This window comes from Dactylosporangium sp. NPDC049742 (assembly GCF_040674675.1).
Lineage (GTDB): Bacteria > Actinomycetota > Actinomycetes > Mycobacteriales > Micromonosporaceae > Dactylosporangium > Dactylosporangium maewongense.
Genome location: NZ_JBFANF010000025.1, coordinates 68,126 through 86,415, shown reverse-complemented (window position 1 = coordinate 86,415; position 18,290 = coordinate 68,126). Strand labels below are relative to the sequence as shown.

Sequence of the window (18,290 nt, the reverse complement as noted above, 5' to 3'; positions counted from 1 at the left end):
ATGCCCACACGGAACGCGACCGTCATCGGTGCACACGTCCTCAGTCACAGCGGCGAACACGCCCCCACGCTGATGGACCTCCAGCTGTCCGGGCGGGGCCCGTCGGTCCAGATCGCCCGGACCTACCGCTCGCAGACCGGGCCGCCCGACGGCCCCTTCGGGCGGGGCTGGTGCTTCGCCTACGACAAGCGCCTGACCTGGGCCGGCGACGGCCTGATCATGCGCGACGGCACCGGACGCGAGCTGCGGTTCACCGACCGCGCCGACGGCCCCGGCTTCGACCCGCCCGACGGCGTGTACGCGCGGCTGGAGCGGGCCGGCGACGGGCTCGCGCTGCTCCAGCCGCGCGGCAACCGGCTGGTGTTCACCGACCCGGAGGCCGGCGGCCGGCTCGTCGCCGTCGCCGACCGCAACGGCAACACGGTGCGCCTCTCGTACGAGGACGACGCCATCCTCGTGACGGACCCGTTCGACCGCGAGGTGCGGCTGCGCCTGCGCGACGGCCGGATCCACGAGATCGACGACGGCGGCCGCCGCTGGCAGTACGCCTACGACGGCGACGGGTGCCTGGTGACGGTCGTCCAGCCGCCGCGCAACAACGGGCTCGAGCGGCCCACGGTGCGGTACACGTACGACGAGCGGCTGCGGCTGGAGAGCGTCACCGACCCGAACGGCGGCACGTTCCTGCGCAACGTCTACGACGACGAGGACCGGGTCGTGACGCAGCTGCACGGCGGCGGCACCATCACCTACGGGTACGAGGGCCGCCTGACCCGGCTGACCGGCAAGAACGGCGGGCGGGTCGAGCTGCGCCACGACCACCGTGGGCACGTGGTGGAGCAGACCGTCTGGTCCGGCGGCGTCGCGCTGACCACCAGCAGCGAGCACGACCGGCACGGCGAGCTGGTCCGGCGGGTCTACCCGGCCGGGCACCGCGACGAGTGGCGCTACGACCCCGACGCCGACGACCCCCGCGACCGGGGGAACCTGACCGAGGCGGCCCGCGTCGACGCGTCCGGCTCGGTCCGGCAGGTCCGGCGGTACGCGTACGACCCGGCGCACCAGGGTGTCGTGACGATGGTGGACCCGCACGGGCGGCGGTGGCGCTGGTCGTACGACGAGCGCGGCAACCTCGTCGAGCGCACCACGCCGCCGGCGACGGTGTCCCTGCCGGGCGAGGAGGCGGCGACGGTCACGCTGACCGAACGCTTCGAGGTCAACGACGGCGGCCAGCTGACCCGGTACACCGACGCGCGCGGGGCGACCACCGAGTACCTGTACTACGCCGACGACGACCCGACCGGCGCCCGGACGGCACCCGGCGACCCGGCCGAGCCGCCGGCGCGCGGCGGCTACCTGCGCCGGGTCGTCCGGGACACGGTGACGGCCGCGTTCACCTACGACGCCGCCGGCCACGTGACGTCCGTCGTGGACGGCAAGGGCGCCGCGACCGGGCTGGTCCGCGACGCCCACGGCGACGTCACCGAGCTGCGCTCGCGGGCCGGCGACGCGTACCGGCAGGCGTACACGTACGACCTCAACGGCAACCTGGTCGAGCGCACCGTGTCGTTCGTCCGCGGCGCGTTCGACGGCGCCGAGGCCGCGGACGAGCCGGCGGTCGTGGTCGAGCGCTTCGCCTACAACGACCTGAACAACCCGATCCGGCGCACCGTCGCCGGCGAGGGCCTGGAGCAGGTCACCGTGCTCGAGCGGGACGCCGCGGAGAACGTGGTCCGCGAGGTGGACCCGACCGGCGCGGTCACCACCTACACGTACGACGAGCGCAACCTGCCGGTGGCCGCGGTCGCCGCGGACGGGACCGCGCTGCGCTGGACGTACACGGCGAACGGCCAGCTGGAGTCCGAGACGGACGGCCGCGGTCACACCACCCGGTTCCGCTACGACGGGCTGCACCGGTACGCGGGGTACGACGGCCCGGACGGCACCTCGCTCGACCAGTGGCGCGACGAGGCGGACCGGGTCGTGCGGGTCCGGCTGACCGGCGACGCCGGGAACGCCGACCCGGCGGTCCTCGCCGAGGCGTTCTACTCCTACGACGAGCTCGCCCGGCTGGTCCGCATCGACCGGTCGTGGCACGACCCGGCGACCGGGGCGCCGCTGGGCGGCAACGGCCTGGTCTCGGCCTTCGTCGAGTACGGCGGGCACGGCAAGCCGGTCCGCTGGTGGACCCCGGCCGGCGGCGCGCTCACGATGACGTACGACGGCGCGAACCGCATCACCTCCGTCACCGACGAGTCGGGCCTGACGGCGGCGGTCGGCTACGACGAGAACTCCAACCCGGTGCACCTGCGGCGGGGCGCCACCGTGGTGACGCAGACATTCGACGAGCTCGACCAGCTGCGCACCCGCCGGCTCGGCGACGACCCCGCCGACCTGTTCGTCCACAATGGACTTGGTCGGCTGGTCGGGCACGTGGACGGCGCCGGTGGGTCCACCCGGTACGTGCACGACGGGCTGGGCCGCCCGACCGGCCGGGTCCGCACCGCCGCGCCCGGGCAGGTGCTGTTCGACCAGGTGAGCTACGACGAGGCCGGTCGCGTCACCGCCCGCACCGACGCGGCCGGCAACCTGACCCGCGCCACGTACGGGCCGCGCGGCCTGGCCACGGTGATCGAGGCCGACGGCGCCGTCACCGAGTTCGAGCGCGACGCCGGCGGCGACGTCGTCCGGCTCACCCAGCCCGACGGCACGGTCGTCACCAGCGACCGCGACCCCGCCGGCCGGCTCGTCGCGCAGGCCGTCACCGCCCCGGGCGGGGTCGCCGTCCCGGTGACCGCGCTGCGCCACGACGGGCTGGGCCGGACGACGTCCACCTGGACCCCGGACGCGAGCACCGCCGTCACGTACGACTCGCTCGGCCGGCCGCTCACCGAGACGCAGTTCGGCCGGACGATCCGATACTCCTACGACACGGCGGGGAACCTGACCGGGCTCGTCTACCCGAGCGGCCGCCGGGTGGGCCGCGCCTACGACCGCCGGGGCCGGCTGACCGGCGTCGCCGAGGACGGCGTCACGATCGTGTCGTACGAGTACGACGCCGACGGCCGGCCGGTCACCGTCCACTTCGGAACGTCGCTGGTCGCCGAGCTGTCGTACGCGACGGGCACGGGGCGGCTGACGGCGCTCACGTACCGGTCCCCGGGCGGGGCGGTCGCCGACGCCTTCTCCTACCTGTTCGACGACGCGCGGCGGCCGGTCGCCGAGGACCGCACCGGCGTTGCGGGCGGCACCGGCGACCGGTTCGGCTACGACGCCGCGGGCCGGCTCACGGCCGCGGCCTACGGGGACTCCGGGGTCTCCGTCCGTTACGAGCTTGGCCCGCTCGGGCTGTGGCAGCGGCGGGTCGAGACGCTGCCCGACGGCACCGAGGTGGTCGACGCGGCGACCGTGAACGCCCGCGGCGCGTACGTGACGGCCGGCGGCACCGCGTACACCTACGACGACAACGGCCGCCGCACCGGCGAGACGACGGACGGCACCGGCCGCACGTACGAGTACGACCACGACGGCCAGATCGTCGGCGTCGACGGCGGCGCGATCCGGTACGGCTACGACGCCCACGGCCGGCAGGTCGGCCGCAACGGGGTGACCCGGGTGTGGAGCGGCGACCAATTGCTGGAGGAGTGGGACGGCGAGCGCCTGCTGCGCAGCTACACCTACGGCGACGGCCCCGGCCAGCCGGTCCAGGTGGCCACCGAGGACGGCGCGCGCTACACGTACGTGCTGAGCGGCCGCGGCCTGATCGCCGGCCTGGCGGACGCGGCCGGCGCGCCGGTCCGCAGGTACTCCTACGACGCCTACGGCCGCCCGGCGGGCGCCGCGGCGGACGGCGCGCTGCTCGGCGGCGCCGTGCTCTGGGACCCGGCCGCCGGGCTGTACTACACCCGCGGCGGCGGCGGATACGCCACGACGTCGATGCTGCCGTTCAAGCCGCCGAAGCCGGACCCGAGGCGTCCGGGGGTCGACTACCGCGACGCCTGGGACAAGATGTCCGACGTCGGCGAGGGGCTCATCGTGCTCGGCATCATCGGCGAGTTCTTCCACGTGCCCGGCTCGGAGATCGTGCTGCTGGTCGGCGCGGTGCTGGTCGCGCCGCACCAGGTCGACAAGATCGGCCAGCGCTTCGGCTGGTGGGGCCCGCCCCCGGCGAAGCCCGCCAAGCCGGGCGACCACTCGGGGCGCAGCGACGGGTTCGGCGACGGCTTCGGCGGCCTCGGCGACGGCTTCGGCTACGGCGGACCCGGCTACGGCGGACCGGGTCACAGCGGCGGCGGGTACGGCGGCTCGGGTTACGGCGGCACCGGGTACGGCAGCCCGGGCGGCGCGGACAGCGGCGGCGGGTACGGCGGCGGCGGGGAGCCGGCGGGCCCGTGGGGCGACCGGCCCGACCGCGAGCCGTCCGGCTCCGGCTCCGGTTCGGGTGGCCCGCGGGCGCCGGAGTACGGCGACCCCGGCGGCGGCTCGTCGACGCCCGAGTCCCCCGAGCCGACCCCCAAGCCCGATCCCAAACCGTCCGGCGGCGGATCCGGCAGTGGCGGCGGCGGCGGGAAGAAGGACGAACCGAAGGGCGGCGGCGACAAGCCGGTGCCCGACGACAAGACGCCAGTGCCGCCCGGCACGCCGATCGCCACGCCGAACCCGGTCGACGGCACCGGCGAGGGCGTCGACAAGGACTGGTGGCGCGGCCTGCCCGGGCGCAGCGCCCTGACCGCCCTGTCCGGCACCAAGGTCGACGAGCGCGAGGCGACGCCGCTGTTCCAGGCCCCCACCGCCGCCTCCGTCGTGGAGATCCTGGCACCGCGGTTCATCACGACGGACGAGGGCGGCGAGGGCGTCACCGTCAACCTGCACACCGTCCACTCGGCCTGGGTCGCCGGCGGCAGCGGCAGCGGCTCGTCGGACGGCTGGGGCGACCGGCCCCGCTCTCTCGCCGAGAGCCTCGCCGCCCCGCGCATCCGGGACGCCTCGATCGCCCGCTTCTGACCCGGCACCCCGGGGCCGACGCGCTGCTGCCCGCGGCCGCCACCGGCGGCCGCGGGCGCCGCCGCATCGCTAGGGGGTGGCCTCGAACTCGTACTGATACCAGTCGGTCCAGCCGGGACGGTCGAGCGCGTGCGCCCGCGCCCGCTTCAGCCGCACCCCGTCGTCCATCGTGGCCGTCCGCTCGAACCACACCACGACGGCGGTCAGGACGACGAGCATGGCCAGCACCCCGAACCCGTCGTGGACGGCGTCGCTGCCGAACACCCAGACCATGCCGCCCACCCCGGCACCCGCCGCGACGAGGCAGGCCACGCTCACCAGCACCTTCTCCCGCCGGACCGCCGAGCGGCTCAGGACGGCCACGGCGACCCGCTCCTCGCACGTCGGGCAGGTGACGACCACCTCGGTCCGGCCGCGGTCCGGCCGTCCCCTCCCGATCGCCACCCCGTCGTCCAGGGGCGCCCCCTTGTGGACCAGCCGCACCCGTGAGTCCGTCATTCCGCCAGCATAGAAGTCCGGCGATGCGTGCTCCTCGACTCCGGTGTCCGGTCCTTGTCCGGAGGTACGCCACCGGACGGCCCCGATCCCGCTGGTTCCGCCGCGGCCGGGGTCAGCCGCGGCGGAGCCGGGCGCAGGCGTCGAGGGCCTGGTGCAGGGCGTTCTCGGCGGTGGTGAGGTCGTGCCGGTCGAGGGCGTGGCGGACCCGGGTCAGGCACGCGGCGAGCAGGCGGGCCTCGCCGCGTGGTGGCTGGGCGCGGGTGGCGCCGCCGCGGACCCGGGCCAGGGCGCCCGTCGTGGCCAGCCGCGCCAGGTCGCGTTGCGTGGTCGCCAGGGAGGCGCCGGTGGCGTTGCGGATGTCGGCGATCGTCACGTACTCGGTCTGGGCCAGCAGCTCGATGATGCGCTGGTGGCGAACGGCCGGCAGCAGGGGCTCCGGGCTGGACTCCGTCTTGGGCATCGGGCGGCACCGCCTCAGGAGATGGGGTAGAGCTGGCCGTCGGTGGCGACGGCCGGGGCGAAGTCGACCTCGCGGCCGTCGAGGGTGAACCGGTAGCGGCCGAGCCGGCGGATGACCGGCTTCGCGTCGAGGTACTCGCGCATGTCCTCGACCTCGGCCGGCGTGAGCCAGCTCGGCGGGTCGGAGACGGCGCGGAAGCCGCAGACGTCGGCGAGGTCGCGCAGCCAGCGGGTCTGCTGGGTGGTGAGCAGGTTGAGCTTGCTGCGGAAGTAGATGACGTCGGGGTCGACCTCGACGAGCGGGGACTGCCAGAGCCGGTGCACGCTGTTGACGACGGCGTTGCGGGCGGTGGCGTCGGAGGGGTCGACGGAGGCGTAGTTGTCCCACATGGGCGCGACGTCGGGGCCGCTGCGCAGGCCGTCGAGGATGCCGAGCGACGGCAGCAGGATCGCGCCGGAGCCGAGCAGGTAGACGTCGTCGCCGGCGGCCTCCCGCATGACCCGCAGCCCCTCCCGGTAGAGCCGGTCGCGGTCGCGGCCCGGCAGCGGCGCGGCGCCGGCGTTGACGAAGTCGAGCTTGAGGTAGCGGTACCCCCAGTCGTGCACGACCGTCCGGATCAGCTCGGCGACGTGCGCCAGGGCGTCCTCGCGGGCGAGGTCGAGGGCGTAGTAGGGGCCGCCCCAGTTGTACCCGGCGACGACCGGCTGCCCGGACCCGTCGCGCAGCAGCAGCTCGGGCCGTGCCGTGGCGAGGCGCGAGTGCGGCAGCGCGATGAACGGGGCGAGCCACAGCCCCGGCGTGAACCCGGCGTCGGCGATGCGGTCGGCGACCGCCCGCATGCCGCTGGGGAACTTCGCGTTGGGCTGCCAGTCGCCGACCAGCTCCTCCCAGCCGTCGTCGATCTGCACGACGTCGAAGGGCAGCCCGGCGAGGTCCGCGACGTCCTTCGTCAGCTGGGCCTCGGTGACGTTCTCGTAGTAGGCGTACCAGCTGCACCACACGTTGCCGGCTTTCCGCGTGCCGGCGCCGAACCGCGACGCGAGCGCCGCGGCGTAGGCGGCGAAGACGTCCTCCTCCGGGCCGTAGGCGAGGAACCAGTCGGCGCCGGCGGCGGCGTACCAGCCGGTGAGGGTGTCGTGGTCGGCGATGAGCCGCGGCGTGTCGAGGCCGAGCGCGCCGAGCAGCAGGGTGCCGCCGTCGGGGCCCTGCAGCGCGGCGACGGCCGAGGAGTGGTGCCGCGCCGGGTCGTCGAAGGTGGGGTCGTCGGCGGTGACCAGCCGGGTCGGGTTCGGCACGCGCAGCGGGGGCTCGCTCAGCCGCCGCCAGCCGCACGGACTCCACGAGTTCTGCCCGTGCCGGTAGAACGACGCATCGCCGAGGCCGTGCAGGATCGCCACCCGGCCGGGGGGCAGCAGGACGCCGCCGGGGGCGGAGCCGATCTCGACTGCCGGTGCGGCGGAGTGCTGGACGGCGAAGCGGTGTCCGCCGACCTCGACGAGCTGTGCCATGGTTCTCCTCATCAGGTTGTGTGGCGGCGGGACGCGGGCCGAGCGCCCCGCCGCTTGGTTCAAGGTGCTACTTGAACAGGGCGTTGACCTGGTCGTTGGCCTTCTTCAACGCGTCGGCGGGGGCGGCCTGGCCGAGCACGACGGACTGGATCGCGTCCTGCACGATCTGGCTGACCTCGTTGCCGTGGTCGGTGATCGGCAGGAAGAAGGTGCCGCCGGACGCGGTCGCCTGGTCGGTGAATGCCTGCACGTTGCGGCCGGCGGCCTTGTGGGCGGCGAGGGCCTTCTCGGTGCCGGACTTGACGGCGGGGAAGACGACGGCCTTCTCGCCGACGATGTCCTGGCAGGCGGACGAGCCGAGGAACTTCACCCACGCCCACGCCTGGTCGGGGTGCTTGGTGCCGGCGTAGATGGCGTCGGAGAGGCCGTTGATGGCGGTCTTGCGCCCGGACGGGCCGGTGGGCAGCGGGGCGAAGGCGTACTGCTGCTTGGCGCCGGTGCCGAGGTAGGTGCCGATGGTCCAGGAGCCGACGATGGTGTACGCCGCCGTCCCGGTGTCCATCACCGCGTCCCGGCCGAGGTTCGACTGCTTGTCGAACTTCGGCGCGTAGCCCTTGTCGATGAGGTGCTTGAACCAGCCGATGGTCTCGGCGAGCTTCGGGTCGTCGTACTTGTACCTGGTGCCCCACGGGTTCTTGTCGAGGTAGGTGAAGCCGTTGGCGACGGCGAGGTCGCCCCAGCCGTTCTGGCCCTGCGAGCCGTCCGCCCACTCCGGCAGGAAGCCGTGGACCTTCACGTTGTTCTTGTCGAAGGCCGGGTCGAGGCCGTTGCGGCCCTGGCTGTCCACGCTGGCCTTGGCGATCGCCTGCTCGAAGGTGCCGCCGTCGCCCGGGTTCCAGGTGAGCTTGTCCAGGCCGGCGGTGTCGGTGACGAGCTTGGTGTTGTAGACCAGGGCCATCGTGTCCCAGTCCTTCGGCAGGCCGTAGCGCTTGCCGTCCTTGACGAACAGGTCCGCGAGGCCGGCCTGGTACTGACCGAGGTCGACCTTGTCCTTCGTGACGAACGGCTGGATGTCGAGGATCTGGTTGCTGGACACGAACTGCGGGTAGTAGGACGCGTGGTCGGTCCACACGTCGGGCGCGCTGCCGGCGGCGAGCTGGGTGGTCAGGTTCTGCCAGTACTGCGACCACGCGGTCTGCGTGAACTTGATGGTGATGTTCGGGTTGGCCTTGGTGAACGCGTCGGCGCACGCCTGATAGGGCGGGAGCTGCTTGTCGTCCCAGAGCCAGTAGTTGAGCGTGACGTTGCCGGTGTCGCCGCCGGACTCGTCGGAGCAGGCGGCCGCGAGGGGCAGGACGATCGCCGCGGCGGACAGCGCGGCGGCCGCCATGCGGATTCTGGACATGGAAATCCCTTTCGAGGATGGGGTGGGGGGTGTCGGCTACTTGATGCCGGTGAAGTTCAGCGACTGGACGAGCCGCTTGCCGAGGAAGATCAGCAGGAGCAGGACGGGCAGGACGGACAGGGTGGAGCCGGCCATGAGCCCGGTCCAGTCGGGTGCGGTGTTCGGTGACTGCTGGAGGAACACGCCGAGGGCGACGGTGAGCACCCGGTTGTCCTCGCCGCGGCCGACGAGCAGCGGCCAGAGGTAGTCCTTCCACGCCCACACGGACGTGGTGAGGCCGATGGTGATGAGCGGGCCGCGGCTCATCGGCAGGATGACCCGCCAGAAGATGCCCCAGCGGCTCGCGCCGTCGATGACGGCCGCCTCCTCGACCTCGCGCGGCACCGACAGGAAGAACTGGCGGAGGAAGAACACCGCGAACGGGGTCATCAGCAGCGACGGCGCGACCATGCCGGCGAAGGTGTCGACGGCGTCGAATTGCCGCATGAGCGCGAAGTTGGGCAGCAGCGTGAAGATCGGCGGGACCATCAGCGCCGCGACGAACAGCCCGAAGAGCAGGTCCCGGCCGGGGAACCGCAGCCGGGCGAAGGCATACCCGGCCATGGCACAGCAGAAGGTCTGGACGGTCGCGATGAGCCCGCTGTAGATCAGGGAGTTCAGCGTGTACCGGAAAAAGTTGATCTTCGCGCCGGAGCCGCCGGCGGCGCGGGCGGTCTGGTCGTCCACGAGCCCGAGGACGCGCTCGAAGTTGATGAGGGTGGGATGCTCCGGCACGAGGCCGGTGCTGTCGCGGTAGATGTCGGCGGCGGGCGTGAGCGCGGTGCGGACCATCCAGTAGAAGGGCACGATCGTCACCACGAGGAAGGCGATCAGCGCGGTCCAGGCCAGCAGCCGGCCAGGCGTCAGGCGGCGGAACATGAGGCCCCTCTCAGGTGAGGTCGGATCGGGAGGCGCGCAGCAGCCACATCTGCACGGCGGTGAGCAGGCCGAGGATCAGCACGAGCGCCATGGCGACCGCCGACGCGTAGCCCATGTGGAAGTACGTGAATGCCTGCTGGTAGATGTAGTAGTAGATGACCCGGGTGGCGCCGACCGGCACGATCTTGTCGGTGACGGCGACGGTGTCGAAGATCTGGAACGAGCCGATGAGCGACACGACGAGCACCAGCGCGAGGATCGGGCGCAGCAGCGGCAGCGTGATCATGCGGAACATCCGCAGCTCGCCGGCGCCGTCCAGGGAGGCGCTCTCATAGAGGTGCGGCGGGATCTGCAGCATCCCGGCGTAGAGCAGCAGCGCCGTGTAGCCGGTGTAGGCCCAGGTGTTGATGAGCGCGATGGACGGCATCGCCAGGTCCGGCGAGGTGAGGAAGCCCTGGCTGTCCAGCCCCGCGGCGGTCAGCAGGTGGTTGACGAAGCCGAGGTTGGCGTCCAGCAGCCACATCCACAGCAGCCCGACGGTCACGTTGGGCACCAGCCACGGCAGCAGCAGCGTCGCCCGCAGCACGACCGAGCGGGTCAGCCGGTGCATGAGCGCCGCGACGCCGAGGGCGAGCAGCGTCTGCGACCCGATGTTGACGACCACGTAGTACGCCGTGATCCGCAGCGACTTCCAGAACTGCGCGTCGCTCACGAGCTTGGCGTAGTTGTCGCCGCCCACGTATGACGGGGTGTTGAGCAGGCTGTAGTCGGTCAGCGAGTACCAGACGCCGCGCACCGTCGGGTACAGGTAGAACACCGCGAAGCCGACCAGCACCGGCAGCAGGAACAGCCAGGCGACCCGCCGGTCGTCGCGGTGACGGCGCGGTCCGGCGGCGCCTGACGGCCCGCCGGGCGGGTCCGGCGCGGGCGGCGCGGTCACCGCCAGGGAGTTACGCATCGTCACGGTCCGGCCTCGATTCGTCCATCGAAAGTCTTCGAGATTGATGTCTTGCGGCGGGGGGTGGGCGGCCGCTAATAATGATGAAGCTCAGGGAAACTTTGTCAACACCTCCTCGTATCAAATCGAGGTACGGGGACTTCACCCCACGTCCCGGAGGCCCATCCATGCGTACCGCCCCGCGGCGGCGAGCCCTCGCGTTCGCCGCCGCACTCTGCACGGCCGCCGCCACGGCCGTGCTCGCCGTGACCGTGCAGGCGCAGCCCGCCGGCGCGGCACCGGCCGGCCCACCGGCCAGACCGGCTCCGCCCGCCACGCCGAGCCCGTCGCTGACCGACCACCCGCTCACCGCCGCCCCGAGCCCGCTCGACAACCCACTGAAGGGCTTCGCCCGGTTCTACTTCCCGGGCGACAACCAGAACTCCGGCTACCCGCGGTCCCTCGCGTGGAGCTACTTCGGGCTGTCCGAGGTGATGACCAACGCAGCGAACTGCGGCAGCTACGACTGGTCGATCGTGGACAGCGCGCTCAACGAGATCGCGTCGTACGGCAACCAGGCCGCCATCCGGTTCTTCATGGAGTATCCCGGCGGCACCGGCAGCCATCCCGGAAACTCCATTCCGCACTGCTTCGACGGGCACGTCACGTACCGCAACAACACCTTCTGGGGGACGGTGTCGCCGGACTACGACAGCCCCTACCTGCTCAGCGCGCTGTCCAACTTCATCGCCGCGTTCGGCGCCCGCTACGACGGCGACCCCCGGATCGGCTTCATCAACCTCGGCATCGTCGGCCTGTGGGGCGAGTGGCACACGTGGCCGTTCGACACCGACACCGCCGACGGCTACCCGAACCTGATGCCGACCGACGCGCACGGGGCGCAGATCATCCAGGCGTTCGACACCGCGTTCAACAAGACGAAGCTGGAGATCCGCTACCCGGACTCCGCCGGCGGCGCCGCGAACACCCGCGACATCGGCTATCACGACGACTCGTTCTGCTACAAGGAAGGCTCGCCGCTGGCGGGCGTGACCCTGCCGCAGTCGCTCGGCGGCGCGAGCTACTCGCAGCTGCAGCGCGCCGTGAACATGGGCGTGGAGAACAAGTGGATCACCAGCTCGATGGGCGGCGAGGTCCGGCCGGAGATCCAGAGCTCCGCGTTCACCTCGTGGCCCGGCGGCTCGGGCCAGGTCGACAACATGAAGGCCTGCATCGAGCTGGAGCACACCACCTGGAAGATCAACCAGACCAGCCAGAGCTACTCGCCGTCCGACCCGAACGTGGCCGCGGCCGTGCGGCTCATGGGCTATGACCTGTCCGCGACCCACGCGTACTTCCCGAACACCGTCAGCGGGAGCAGCGCGACGGTCGGCGTCACGCTCGTCAACAACGGCGTGGCCCCGTTCTACTACCCGTGGACGGTCACGCTCGGCCTGAAGAACTCCGCCGGGACCGTGGTCAAGACCTGGGACACCCCCTGGGACCTGCGGACCGTCCAGCCGCTGAAGATCCGGGCGTTCCCCGACTGGGGCGTCGGCGCCGACCCCACGTACCGCGACTTCGGCTACCCCCAGCACTTCCAGGCCGGCGTCAGCCTCACCGGGGTGGCGACCGGCTCGTACCAGCTGGTGCTGCGGGTCAGGAACCCGCTGGAGGCGGTGAGCGCGAACGCGAAGAAGCTGCGCTTCGGCAACGCCACCCAGAACGCCGACGGGTGGCTGGGCCTCGGCGCGATCGGGGTCGGCGGCGGGGGCGGCGGCGACACCACGGCGCCGACCGTGCCGACCGGGCTCGCCTCGCCGGCGAAGACGGCCAGCAGCGTGTCACTGACCTGGAACGCGTCGACCGACGCCGTCGGCGTCACCGGCTACCGCGTGCTGCGCGGCGGCACCCAGGTCGGCACGTCCGCGACCACGTCCTACACGGACAGCGGCCTGTCCGCGTCGACCGCCTACACGTACACCGTGCAGGCCTACGACGCCGCGGGCAACGTGTCGGCGGCGTCCGGCCCGCTGACCGTCACGACCTCCGCGAGCGGCGGGGGCGGGGGCGGCGGCATCGGCCTGGACGACTTCGACGGCAACCCCGCCTACCCGTCCGCGGCGAAGAACGACCTCGCGAAGTGGACCGGCGGCAACTGCTTCGGAAACGGCGGCGGCAACGGCGTCGTCGCCGGCGGGGCGCTGACCCTGCAGTACAACAACTGCGGCTGGTTCGGCAGCGACGTCGCCACCGACGTCTCCGCGTACACGTACCTCGTCGTGCGGGTCCGCGGCGCCTCCGGCGGCGAGCAGAGCCACTTCAACCTGAGCCTCGGCGGCGCCAGCAAGGTGTTCGGCGACTACACCCTCGACGGCGGTGCGCACCCGGTCATCACGACGTCCTACCAGGACATCAAGATCCCGATGGTCGCCAACGGGATCAGCCGCACCAGCCCGGCGCAGCTCGCCATGGGCTTCTGGTACGGCGGCAACAGCTCCATCTCGATCGACAGCCTCTCCTTCAGCAACTGACCCAGGTGCCGGCGCCGTCCACTGTGGACGGCGCCGGCCTCGCCAAGGAGCATGATGCACCGGACCAGAATCGCGGCCGCGCTCCTCGCCGTCGCGCTGCTGTTGACGCCCGGCGCCGCCCACGCGGCGGCGCCGACCACCACCGCCACCTACACCGCCGACCTCGGCACCGTGTTCACCAACCCCGAGCGCGGCTTCCACAACCGCTACGAGATCGTCGACGACCCCGCCGTCAACGACTACGCCAGCAACACCATCCCCGGCTTCAACCCCGACATGCTCGACCGCACCTTCGCCCGCGCGAAGGCGAACGGCAACACCCTCATCCACAGCTACCTTCACCTCGACAAGTACCAGACCGCCGACCTGCCGCCCGCCCTGATGACCAACCTGGGCACCGGGCTGGCCGCGATCCGCGCCCAGGGCATGAAGATCGTCCTGCGGGTCGCCTACGTCTGGGACGGCTACTCCGCGGTCACCGAGCCGCAGATGGAGCGCCACATCGACCAGCTCGCGCCGGTCCTCGCGGCGAACGCCGACGTCATCCTGCACCTGGAGGCCGGGTTCTTCGGCGCCTGGGGCGAGTGGCACTCCAGCCCCTACACCGCGTCGTCGGAGGAGAGCCAGGCGCCGGTCCGCTACCGCCTCGTCAAGAAGCTGCTCAGCAGCACGCCCGCGACGATGCCGATCGCGATCCGCTACCCCATCTTCAACTACGAGTTCGCCCAGCGGACCACGCCGCCGCCCGGCTGCCCGCTGCCCGACAACTGCCTCATGACCACCCAGGACAAGGACCGGCTCGGCTTCCACGACGACTGCTTCCTCGCCGACTCCGCCGACATGGGCACCTACGACCAGAACTCCTGGCTCGGCTGGTTCGACGTGTCGGTCAAGAAGCAGTGGGTGTACGACATGGCGACCAGCACCGGCGGCAACAAGATGATCGGCGGGGAGACCTGCAACGCCAGCGGCGGCAACGACAGCGCCGGCGTCAACGCCCAGTACGAGCTGTCCCACCAGCACTGGACGGAGATCAACGAGGACTACGCGCCGGTCAACACCGACATCTGGAAGGCCGCGCACCTGGCGGCGGCGGGCAGCGACCCGGCCGAGACCCTGTTCACCCGCATCGAGCGCAAGCTCGGCTACCGGCTGCGCCTGCAGGACGCCACGTACACCACGCAGGCCGTGGCCGGCAGCCCGTTCACGTTCGCCGCGCACCTGACCAACGACGGCTACGCGGGCATCATCAAGCCCCGCCCCGTCTTCCTGGTCTTCGACAACGGCACCCAGCGCTACAACGTGCCGCTGCCGGGCCTCGACCCGCGCACCTGGCGGCCCGGCGCGGTCACCGTCCCCACGCAGACCGTGACCCTGCCGTCGATGACCGCGGGCACGTACAAGCTCGCGCTGTGGCTGCCCGACCAGGCCACCGGGCTGCGCGGCAACCCCGCGTACTCCGTGCGCCTGGCCAACACCGGCACCTGGGACGCGACCAAGGGCTACAACGTGCTCGCGGGTGCGATCCAGGTCGGCTCGTGCACGGCCGACTGCGCGCCGCCCACCGCGCCCACGCTGACCTCGACCGGCACGACCACCACGTCGGCGTCGCTGTCGTGGACCGGCGCCACCGACAACGTCGGCGTCACCGGATACACGGTGTTCCGCGACGGTACGCAGGTGGCCTCGGTGTCCGGCACGTCGTACACCGACACGGGGGTCCCGGCGGGCTCCCACACGTACACCGTCACCGCCCGCGACGCCGCCGGCAACGTGTCGGTCCCGAGCAACGCCGTCACCGTCGGCGTCGGCTGCACCGACTGCGCACCGCCGTCGACGCCGGCCGGGCTCGCGGTCACGGGCACCACCACGACCTCGATCTCCCTGGCGTGGAGCCCCTCGACCGACAACGTCGGCGTCACCGGGTATCTGGTGTTCCGCGACGGTACGCAGGTCGGCACGCCCACCGGCACGGCGTACACCGACGGCGGCCTGAGCGCCGGCAGCTACACGTACACCGTGAAATCGCGCGACGCGGCGGGCAACCTCTCACCGGCGTCGGCACCGCTGACCGCCTCCACCGCCCCGCCCGTGCCGGCCGGCCTGGTCGTCGACGACTACGACGGCACGCCCGCCTACCCCTCGGCGGCCAAGAACGACCTCGGGAAGTGGACCGGCGGCAACTGCTTCCTCAACGGCGGTGGCAACGGCGCCGTCGACGGCGGCGCGTTGACCCTGCAGTACAACAACTGCGGCTGGTTCGGCAGCGACGTCGGCGTCGACGTCTCCACCCGCACCTACCTCGTCGTGCGCATCAAGGGCACGGCGGCGGCGCACTTCAACCTCAGCCTCGGCGGCACCACGAAGGTGTTCGCCGACTACACCCTCGACGGCGGCGGGCACCCCGCCCTGACCGGCACCTTCCAGGACATCAAGATCCCGCTGGTCGCCAACGGCATCAACCGCGCCAACCCCGCGCAGCTCGCGATGGGTTTCTGGTACGGCGGCAGCGGCACCGTCACGATCGACAGCATCTCCTTCGTCTGATCCTGTTCACAGCCTGACCACGGTGCTGGTCAGCCGGGCCCGCTCGGCTGACCAGACCACCCGGTGCGAGGCGAGGCTCGTCGCCATGTCGGAGCTGAGCTTCGTGGGGTCGCCCGCCGCGACGGCGGCGACGAAGGCCGCCACGAGCCCCTCGTCGCCGCCGTCGTGGCCGTCCTCGTGCTCGCCGGTGTCGACGGTGCTGGTGGTGCCGGTGCGGAAGTCGGTGACGGTGAGGTGGCGGCCGTCGCCCTCGATGCTGCCGTGGCTGCCGAAGAGCCGGGTCTGCCGGCGCTGCATGGGCGTGAACGCCGTCATCGTGAACGTGGCCGTCACGCCGCCGTTGTACTGCATGGCGACGACCTGGTGGTCGACGACGTCGTTGTCGCAGTCGTACACGCAGCGGCCGTAGGGTCCTGTTTGGAGTGCGCGTCCCAGATCGCGCGGATCGTCGGTCACCGCGTCCACCGGCCACCTCAGCCTGCCGTCTTCTGCCTTGTACAGCCTGACCGCCGAGTACGGACACGTCGGCTCCACCTCGCAGTCCACGCACCGCGCTGCGGCTTTGTGCGGTCGCTTGCCGGCGTGGAAGTGGGCCAGGCCGCCGAACGACGCCACCTGGCTGGGGGTGTCGCCGACGACGTACGCCAGCCAGTCGAGATCGTGGCAGGATTTGGTCAGCAGCATCGGCCCCGACTCGTCCTCGCGCCGCCAGTTGCCGCGGACGAACGAGTGCGCCTGGTGCCACCAGCCGACCGGCTCCAGGTGCTGCACGCTGACCAGGTCGCCGATGCTGCCCATCGTCGCCTTCAGCGCTTTCGTGTAGGGCGTGTACCGCAGCACGTGGCAGACCGCGCCGATCACGCCCGCCGCCTCGACCGCCTCCGCGATCCGGCGCGCCTCCGGCTCCGTCGGCGCCATCGGCTTCTCCAGCAGCAGGTGGTACCGCTGCCGGGCCAGCGCGACGGCCGGCTCGACGTGCAACCGGTCCTGGGTGGCGATGACGGCCGCGTCGGCGAGCCGTCCTGCCGCGCTCATCGCCTCCCAGCCGTCGAAGACCGCGCCCGCCGGGATGTCGTGGGTCCTCGCGAAGGCCGCCCGGCGCTCGGGGTCCGGCTCGGCGACCGCGACGATCCTGGCTTGTCTCGCCGCCGCGAGCCGCGCGTACTGGCGCCCCCGCAGACCCGCGCCGACCACCGCGATCGTGACAGGGTTGCGATCCCCCGAGTACTTTGTAAACTCCATAGCAATATTGGCGCGCCGCCGGCACGAAACGTCAAGGGGAAACTGTGACAGATCAGGTCATCAGCGGCACCGATCTGTCCCGGCTGCGCGAGCTCAACTCGCTGACGGTCGTCCGGGCGCTGCGCGACCAGCCACCTGCCACCGTCACGGAGCTGGCGAAGGTGACGGGGCTGTCCCGCCCCGCCGTCGACGTCATCGCGCAGGGCCTCGTCACCGGCGGCTGGGCCACGGTCGTCGAGCCGGGCGGCAGCAGCGTCGTCGGGCGGCCCGCGCGGCGGTACCGGTTCCGCGCCACCGCCGGGTACGTCATCGGCGTCGACGTCGGCGCCCACAAGATACTGACGTTGCTGGCCGACCTCGACGGCAACGTCGTGCACACGGCCCGCCGCACCGTCGCCGCCGACGCCGACCCACTGTCGCGGCTCGCCGCGCTCGACGCCGTGCTCGCCGCCTGCCTGTCGGAGGCCGGGAAGACGGAGCAGGACATCTGGGCCGTCACCATCGGCGTCACCGGCCCCGTCGACGCCAGCGGCAAGACCACCCTCTTCACCCCGCTGCCCGGCTGGCAGACCGTCGACCTCGCCGCCCACCTCAGCGACCGCTTCACCTGCCCCATCGTCGTGGAGAACGACTGCAAGCTCGCCGCCCTCGCCGAGCGCTGGCAGGGCGCCGCCCGCGACGCCAACGACATCGTCTTCCTCCTCGCCGGCATGCGTCTCGGCGCCGGCCTCATCATCGACGGCGTCCTGCGCCGGGGCTACGGCGGCGCCGCCGGCGAGATCGGCGCCCTGAAGGCCGTCCGCTGGCTCACCGCCCCCTCCCACCTGCAGCAGTGCCCCGGCGTGCCGGCCACCGTCAGCCCCGACGACGCAGCCGCCTGGGTGTTCAACGCCGCCCGCGACGGCAACCGCGACGCCCGCTCCGCCGTCAACCGCTTCGTCAAGGACCTCGCCATCGGCACCGCCGCCCTGGTCCTCGCCCTGGACCCCCAGGTCGTCGTCTACGGCGGCGGCTTCTCCCGCTCCGCCGACCTCGTCCTCGACCCGCTCCGCCGCGAGCTGGCCCGCCTGTGCCTGCGCCTCCCCGACGTCCGCGCCTCAACTTTGGGCGCCGACAGCGTCGCCCTGGGCGCCCTCCGTCTCGCCCTCAACGAGGTCGACCAGCGCCTCTTCACCCTCGGCCTCAGCGCCCCAGTAGCCCCCCGCCGCTGAGCTGTAATCCCCCACCGCTCCCGCGG

Annotated in this window: 11 protein-coding genes; 4 read left to right on the top strand and 7 right to left on the bottom strand. The window is 72.3% G+C overall.

Annotated elements, in window-relative coordinates; translation table 11 throughout:
• Window positions 1–5,004 carry a DUF6531 domain-containing protein gene (locus AB0J72_RS28235; RefSeq protein ID WP_363403703.1) on the top strand — a complete coding sequence of 1,668 codons (5,004 nt, stop codon included), beginning with the start codon at window positions 1–3 and terminating at the stop codon, window positions 5,002–5,004.
• Between the two features lie 69 nt (window positions 5,005–5,073).
• Here the strand turns inward: AB0J72_RS28235 and AB0J72_RS28230 are convergent, their stop codons facing one another.
• The 6 genes from AB0J72_RS28230 to AB0J72_RS28205 all read right to left on the bottom strand — a co-directional run bounded on the left by AB0J72_RS28230 (window position 5,074) and on the right by AB0J72_RS28205 (window position 10,751).
• Window positions 5,074–5,502 (bottom strand): hypothetical protein, encoded by a 429-nt coding sequence (locus AB0J72_RS28230; protein WP_363403701.1) that lies wholly within the window; start codon window positions 5,500–5,502, stop codon window positions 5,074–5,076.
• Between the two features lie 112 nt (window positions 5,503–5,614).
• Window positions 5,615–5,962, bottom strand: a complete 348-nt coding sequence (locus AB0J72_RS28225) for a DeoR family transcriptional regulator (RefSeq protein WP_363403699.1) — start codon at window positions 5,960–5,962, stop codon at window positions 5,615–5,617.
• A gap of 14 nt (window positions 5,963–5,976) precedes the next feature.
• A complete protein-coding gene (locus AB0J72_RS28220) occupies window positions 5,977–7,470 on the bottom strand; it encodes a glycoside hydrolase family 36 protein (RefSeq protein WP_363403697.1) in 1,494 nt (497 codons plus the stop codon).
• A gap of 67 nt (window positions 7,471–7,537) precedes the next feature.
• Complete coding sequence (locus AB0J72_RS28215; RefSeq protein WP_363403695.1) at window positions 7,538–8,875, bottom strand: sugar ABC transporter substrate-binding protein; 1,338 nt, start codon at window positions 8,873–8,875, stop codon at window positions 7,538–7,540.
• Between the two features lie 36 nt (window positions 8,876–8,911).
• Entirely contained in the window at window positions 8,912–9,793 is an 882-nt protein-coding gene (locus AB0J72_RS28210; protein ID WP_354904924.1) for a carbohydrate ABC transporter permease, read from the bottom strand.
• 10 nt (window positions 9,794–9,803) lie between these two features.
• Window positions 9,804–10,751: a sugar ABC transporter permease gene (locus AB0J72_RS28205; protein ID WP_363403845.1), complete on the bottom strand. Its 948-nt coding sequence runs from the start codon at window positions 10,749–10,751 to the stop codon at window positions 9,804–9,806.
• 167 nt (window positions 10,752–10,918) lie between these two features.
• On the opposite strand from AB0J72_RS28205, the gene AB0J72_RS28200 reads away from it, so the two are divergent.
• Together AB0J72_RS28200 and AB0J72_RS28195 are read left to right on the top strand one after the other, a co-directional pair.
• Window positions 10,919–13,264, top strand: a complete 2,346-nt coding sequence (locus AB0J72_RS28200) for a DUF4832 domain-containing protein (protein ID WP_363403692.1) — start codon at window positions 10,919–10,921, stop codon at window positions 13,262–13,264.
• 54 nt (window positions 13,265–13,318) lie between these two features.
• Window positions 13,319–15,811, top strand: coding sequence for a DUF4832 domain-containing protein (locus AB0J72_RS28195; protein WP_363403690.1), 2,493 nt, complete (start codon window positions 13,319–13,321; stop codon window positions 15,809–15,811).
• Between the two features lie 6 nt (window positions 15,812–15,817).
• Here AB0J72_RS28195 and AB0J72_RS28190 read toward each other — a convergent pair whose 3' ends face one another.
• On the bottom strand, window positions 15,818–17,053 hold the full coding sequence (locus AB0J72_RS28190) for a Gfo/Idh/MocA family oxidoreductase (RefSeq protein WP_363403688.1): 1,236 nt from the start codon (window positions 17,051–17,053) through the stop codon (window positions 15,818–15,820).
• 44 nt (window positions 17,054–17,097) lie between these two features.
• On the opposite strand from AB0J72_RS28190, the gene AB0J72_RS28185 reads away from it, so the two are divergent.
• Complete coding sequence (locus AB0J72_RS28185; protein ID WP_363403686.1) at window positions 17,098–18,264, top strand: ROK family transcriptional regulator; 1,167 nt, start codon at window positions 17,098–17,100, stop codon at window positions 18,262–18,264.
• The last annotated feature ends 26 nt before the right edge of the window (window positions 18,265–18,290 follow it).